General features: G+C 75.1%; 5 protein-coding genes. 4 read left to right on the forward strand and 1 reads right to left on the reverse strand.

Going from position 1 to position 5,106, the window contains the following annotated elements:
* The first annotated feature begins 188 nt into the window (after positions 1-188).
* Positions 189-1,013, forward strand: a complete 825-nt coding sequence (locus ACZ6AQ_RS03080; RefSeq protein ID WP_468757082.1) for a GNAT family N-acetyltransferase — start codon at positions 189-191, stop codon at positions 1,011-1,013.
* A 53-nt stretch (positions 1,014-1,066) separates the two neighbouring features.
* Positions 1,067-1,840 carry an alpha/beta hydrolase gene (locus tag ACZ6AQ_RS03085; RefSeq protein WP_468757084.1) on the forward strand — a complete coding sequence of 258 codons (774 nt, stop codon included), beginning with the start codon at positions 1,067-1,069 and terminating at the stop codon, positions 1,838-1,840.
* Between the two features lie 14 nt (positions 1,841-1,854).
* Here ACZ6AQ_RS03085 and ACZ6AQ_RS03090 read toward each other — a convergent pair whose 3' ends face one another.
* Positions 1,855-2,826, reverse strand: coding sequence for a LysR family transcriptional regulator (locus tag ACZ6AQ_RS03090; protein ID WP_468757085.1), 972 nt, complete (start codon positions 2,824-2,826; stop codon positions 1,855-1,857).
* Positions 2,827-2,888: 62 nt separating this feature from the next.
* Here ACZ6AQ_RS03090 and ACZ6AQ_RS03095 point away from each other — a divergent pair, with 62 nt between their 5' ends.
* Together ACZ6AQ_RS03095 and ACZ6AQ_RS03100 are read left to right on the forward strand one after the other, a co-directional pair.
* On the forward strand, positions 2,889-4,163 hold the full coding sequence (locus tag ACZ6AQ_RS03095) for an MFS transporter (protein ID WP_468757086.1): 1,275 nt from the start codon (positions 2,889-2,891) through the stop codon (positions 4,161-4,163).
* Between the two features lie 92 nt (positions 4,164-4,255).
* Positions 4,256-4,963, forward strand: a complete 708-nt coding sequence (locus ACZ6AQ_RS03100; protein WP_388697593.1) for a L,D-transpeptidase — start codon at positions 4,256-4,258, stop codon at positions 4,961-4,963.
* Positions 4,964-5,106 lie beyond the last annotated feature (143 nt).

Below are 5,106 nucleotides of genomic sequence, written 5' to 3' on the forward strand. Positions count from 1 at the left end.
CGTCGTCATGGCCCCGAGGAAGATCGCCCCGCAGATCATCGAGTTCATCAAGGGATGAGCTTGTCGTTCGAGCGGTTCGGCGGCGCTGGGCACCCTTCCCGGTGCTCGGAGCGGAGCACGCGCCCTCCCCGGCCGACCGCCGAGCCCCGAACGACCACGCCCTACGGGACAGCGCTTAGCCTGCGACCATGACCACCCCGACACCGGCCTCCGGGGCCCACCGCGCCGAGCTGCGCCGCGTCCACGGCTTCCTGGCCGCCTTCCACCGCCGCCAGGCGGCCCGCACCGTCGGCTTCCCCGGCGGCTTCGCCGTGTTCGACGACGCGTACGCGCTGTCCCGGGGCAACAACCACGTGCTGGTCGACGGGGAGACCGGTCCCGAGGCGCTGCCCGCCCGGGTCGAGGCGCTGATGGGCCACCTCCCGTACCGCCACGCGTACGTCCTGCGCGAGGAGGTCGCCGCGGCCTGCCGGGAGCCGATGGTCCGGGCGGGGTACCGGCACTCGGTCACGCTGCTCATGCGGCACGCGGGGCCGGTCCCGGCGCACGGCGGGGCCCGGGAGACGGACCTGGACGCGCTCCGCGGACCGGTCGCCGCGTCCTGGCGCCGCATCGCGCCGCACGCCCCGGCGGCGCACGTCCGCGATCTGGTGGAGCGGCGGACGGCCCGGCGGCGGGGCGCGGAGGACGTCCGGTTCCTCGCCTCCCACGACGCGGACGGCGCGGTGGCCGGGTGGGCCGACCTGTACCTGGACCCGGCGGGCGGGGTGGCCCAGATCGAGGACCTGGTCACGGACGGGGACCACCTCGGGCGGGGGCACGCCGGGGCCGTCCTGGACACGGCGCTGCACCTGGCCGCCGGGGCGGGCTGCGCCACCCGCTTCCTGACCGCGGACCCGGACGACTGGCCGCACCGCTGGTACGCCCGGAGGGGGTTCGAGACGATCGGCGCCGTCTCCTGTTTCGAACGGGACGGAACGGCAGGGGCGTTCGCCCGCCGGGACGATACGTAACAGAGATCGCGCGTACCACTGGCGTACACCTCCGATTCTGAGACTGTTCTGTCATGGCGCACTTCGCACTCGTGGGACCGCCCGACGCACGGAGACCCCGGCTCGGACGGCCCGTTGGAGGTTCCCGCACGTCGGCGGTGGGCGGCGTGGTGCTGCTCCTGCCGGACGGCGAGCCGATGTCGGGGCGGCGGGCCTCCCTGCGGGCCCACGCGGCGATGCTCCCGCTCGGGCGCGCCCTGGAGCGCGCGGGCCGGTCCGAGGGGCTGGCCGCGCACGTCGTGCGCTACCGGGCGCGGGGCTGGAACGGTACGGACGCGGACCTCGCGGCGGACGCCTCCTGGGCGGTCACGGAGGCGGTACGGCGCTACGGCGACGTCCCCGTCTGCCTCGCCGGGCACGGGCTCGGCGGCCGGGCCGCGCTGCGGGCGGCCGGACAGGAGGCGGTCGGCGCGGTCCTGGCCCTGGCGCCGTGGCTGCCGGAGGACGACGTGGCGGCGGAGCCGGAGCCGGTGCGGCAGCTGGTGGGGCGCCGGGTGCTCGTGGTGCACGGCACGAACGACGCGCGGACGGACCCGGAGCTGTCGTTCCGGTTCGCCGAGCGGGCGAAGAAGGCGAACCGGGACACCTGCCGCTTCGAGGTGCACTCGGACGGCCACGCGCTGCGCCAGTACGCGGCCGAGGTGCGGGCCCTGGCGGCGGACTTCGTCCTCGGCTCCCTCTTCGCCCGGCCGGTCGCCCGGCCGCTGACCGACGCGATGGCGGCGCCCCCGCCGCTGGGGCTGCGGATGCCGCTGGCGGTGGGGTTCGGGAGCGCGCGACGGCGGTGAGCCGGGCGTCCCGCTCACGAGGAGCGCGGGGGTTCCTTCGGCAGCAGGTGGCCGCGCCGGCCGAGCAGGAACTTCTTGAAGGCGGCCACCGGGGCGGTGTCCGGGTGGCCGTCGAGCCAGGCGACGCCGATCTCGCGGACCGCGCGCGGGGCGGTGACGGTCAGCTCGACGACGCCGGGGCGGGGGACGGCCGGCGGGGGCAGCAGCGCGACGCCGAGGCCGGCGGCCACCAGGCCGCGCAGGGTCTCGGCCTCCTCGCCCTCGAAGGCCACCCGGGGCCTGAACCCGGCCTCCGCGCACAGGTCGTCGGTGATGCGGCGCAGCCCGTACCCCGGCTCCAGGGTCACGAAGGTCTCGTCGGCGGCCTCCGCGAGCCGCACCCGCCGGCGTCCGGCGAGCCGGTGGTCGTCCGGCACGACGAGCCGCAGCCGCTGCTCGTCGAGGCGCCGGGCCACCAGGTCGGGGGCGTCGGGCACCGGTGAGGTCAGGCAGAGGTCGAGGTCCCCGGCCCGGAGCCGTTCGATCATGGCCTCGCCGTAGTTCTGGACCAGGGTGAAGCGGACCCGGGGGTGGTCGACGCGGAAGGCGCGGATGAGCCCGGGGACGGTCTCGGAGCCCATGGTGTGCAGGAAGCCGAAGGCGACCCGTCCGGAGGCGGGGTCGGCGTCGGCCCGTACGGTGTCGGCGGCCCGCTCCACCTCCGCGAGGGCCCGTTCGGCGGCCGTGAGGAAGCGGCGCCCCGCCGGGGTGAGGGCGACCGTGCGGCCCCGGCGGGCGAAGAGGGTGACGCCGAGGTCCTGTTCGAGCCGGACGATCGCCCGGGAGAGCGTGGACTGCGGGACGCCCGTCTCGGCCGCCGCCCGGGTCACGTGCTCGTGGCGGGCGACGGCGGCGAAGTACGCGAGCCGGGGCGCCAGCAGCGACCCCATGTCTTCTTCGTTACTGTTCGGTGACAGGCGGGGCCGTGACCTGTGCTCATGCTCCATGGGAACGATTACAGCAGTTCCGTGCATTGGACGCATGAAACCCGTCGGCCTACGTTCGTGGCATGCCTTCCGCCAGTACCAGGGCGGTCGCCACCACCGCGACCGCCGGCCTCCCCACCCCCGACACCCGCCTCGCCCCGGGCACGCCCGCCTACCGCCGGACGAGCCTCGCGCTCTTCGCCGCGGGCCTCGCCACCTTCACGCTCCTCTACTCCACGCAGGCGCTCCTCCCGGCCGTCTCCGCCGCGTTCGGCGCCACGGCCTCCGCCGCCTCCTGGACGGTCTCCGCCGCCACCGGCGCCCTCGCCCTCTGCGTCCTGCCGCTCAGCGCCCTCTCGGAGCGCTTCGGCCGCCGCGCGACGATGACCGCCTCCCTGACGGCCGCGGTCGCCCTCGCGCTCCTCGTGCCGCTCGCCCCGAACCTGGAGTCGCTGATCGCGCTGCGCGCCCTCCAGGGCGCGGCGCTCGCCGGCCTCCCCGCCTCCGCGATGGCCTACCTCGCCGAGGAGGTGCGGCCCCGGGCCCTGGCCGGCGCGATCGGCCTCTTCGTGGCGGGCAACTCGATCGGCGGGATGAGCGGCCGGCTGCTGACCGGCTGGGTGGCCCAGCTGTGGGGCTGGCGGGCCGGACTGGCCGCCGTCGGCCTGGTCTCCCTGGCGTGCGCGCTGGCCTTCCGGGCGCTGCTGCCGAAGGCCCGGCACTTCACCCCCGGCACCCTGAGCCCGAAGACGCTCGCCCGGACCGTGCGCACCCACCTCGCGAACCCGCTCCTGGCGCGGCTGTACGCGATCGGCGCCCTGTTCATGACGGTGTTCGGCGCGGTCTACACGGTGATCGGCTACCGCCTGGCGGAGGCCCCGTTCTCGCTGCCGCAGGGCGTCGTCGGCTCGATCTTCCTGGTCTACCTGGTGGGCACGGTCTCCTCCGCGGCGGCCGGACGGCTCGTCGGGCGGCTCGGCCGGCGCGGCGCGCTCTACCTGGCGGTCTCCACCACCGCCGCCGGTCTGCTCCTGTCGCTCTCCGACGCGCTGCCGGCGGTCCTGGCGGGCCTGGTCCTAATCACGGCCGGCTTCTTCGCGGGCCACGCGGTCGCCTCCTCCTCGGTGAGCCGCACGGCGCGGACGGGCCGGGCGCAGGCGTCGGCGCTGTACCAGTCCGCGTACTACCTGGGCTCCAGCGCGGGCGGCACGCTCGGCGCGGTCGCCTTCCACGCGGGCGGCTGGGCGGGCACGGTCCTGCTGGGCCTGGTCGCGGTCCTCGGCGTCGTCTCGATCACCCTGTACGGCACGCACAGCGCGCGCGTGGAGGAGCGGCGGCTCCGTCCGGCGGCGGCCTGACGCGACCGGCGCGGTCTTCCGGCGGGCGGACCGCAACCGGCAGACTCCTCCGTGCGTCTTGAGGTGCAGAACTCCAGGGGGTGTTGACGATCATGAGGGAATACATACGGCGGACGGGCCGCAGAGCCGCCGTCACGGCCGGCCTGACGGCGCTCGTGGTGCCGCTGACGGTGGCGCTCGGCGCGGGGACGGCGGAGGCCGCGTCCTGCAACGTGACGACCGGGCCGTACCAGAAGCAGGTGGAGAAGTTCCTGGGCCGGACGGCCGACGGACGCCAGTCGGCCGCCGACTGCAAGGCCATCCAGTCCTTCCAGAGGACGCACGGCATCACGCCGGCCGCCGGGTACGCGGGGACGGTCACCTGGCGCACCATGAACACGATGCTGCAGCAGAGGGCGGCCGGGAAGAACCCCAACAAGGACCGCAAGTGCCCGACCAACAAGGGCCGGATCGCCTGCGTGGACCTGACGCGGCAGCTCACGTGGATCCAGGACGGCGCCAAGCTGAAGTACGGTCCGGTGCCGGTGCGCACGGGCAAGGACGGGACCGAGACCCGTACCGGCCTGAAGAAGATCTACTGGCGGAACATCAACCACTGGTCCACGATCTACCACGTCTCCATGCCGTACTCGCAGTTCTTCGACGGCGGCCAGGCGTTCCACTCGACCACCAAGTCCATGTGGAACCCGCCGGGTTCGGGCGGCTGCGTGAACATGCGGCCTGCCGACGCGAAGGCGTACTGGAACCTGCTGCGAAACGGCGACGACGTCTTCGTCTACGGACGCAAGCCGGGAACCTGATCCCGGCCGGCTCCCGCTCCACCGGCCCGGGGGGGGTGCGCGGGGCCGGCCCTGGTCTGCGCCGACGGGGAGGCGGGGCGGTGGGGGCCCCGGCCCGAACCCCGCGAACGCAACAAAGACACACCCTCGGGGGGGAAAGGGAA

Source organism: Streptomyces sp. NPDC041191, assembly GCF_055591945.1.

Bases quoted from the DNA above. Each gene is read 5' to 3' on its own strand.
- ACZ6AQ_RS03080 (WP_468757082.1), top strand. From the start codon at position 189: ATGACCACCCCGACACCGGCCTCCGGGGCCCACCGCGCCGAGCTGCGC.
- ACZ6AQ_RS03085 (WP_468757084.1), top strand. From the start codon at position 1,067: ATGGCGCACTTCGCACTCGTGGGACCGCCCGACGCACGGAGACCCCGG.
- ACZ6AQ_RS03090 (WP_468757085.1), bottom strand. From the start codon at position 2,826: ATGGAGCATGAGCACAGGTCACGGCCCCGCCTGTCACCGAACAGTAAC.
- ACZ6AQ_RS03095 (WP_468757086.1), top strand. From the start codon at position 2,889: ATGCCTTCCGCCAGTACCAGGGCGGTCGCCACCACCGCGACCGCCGGC.
- ACZ6AQ_RS03100 (WP_388697593.1), top strand. From the start codon at position 4,256: ATGAGGGAATACATACGGCGGACGGGCCGCAGAGCCGCCGTCACGGCC.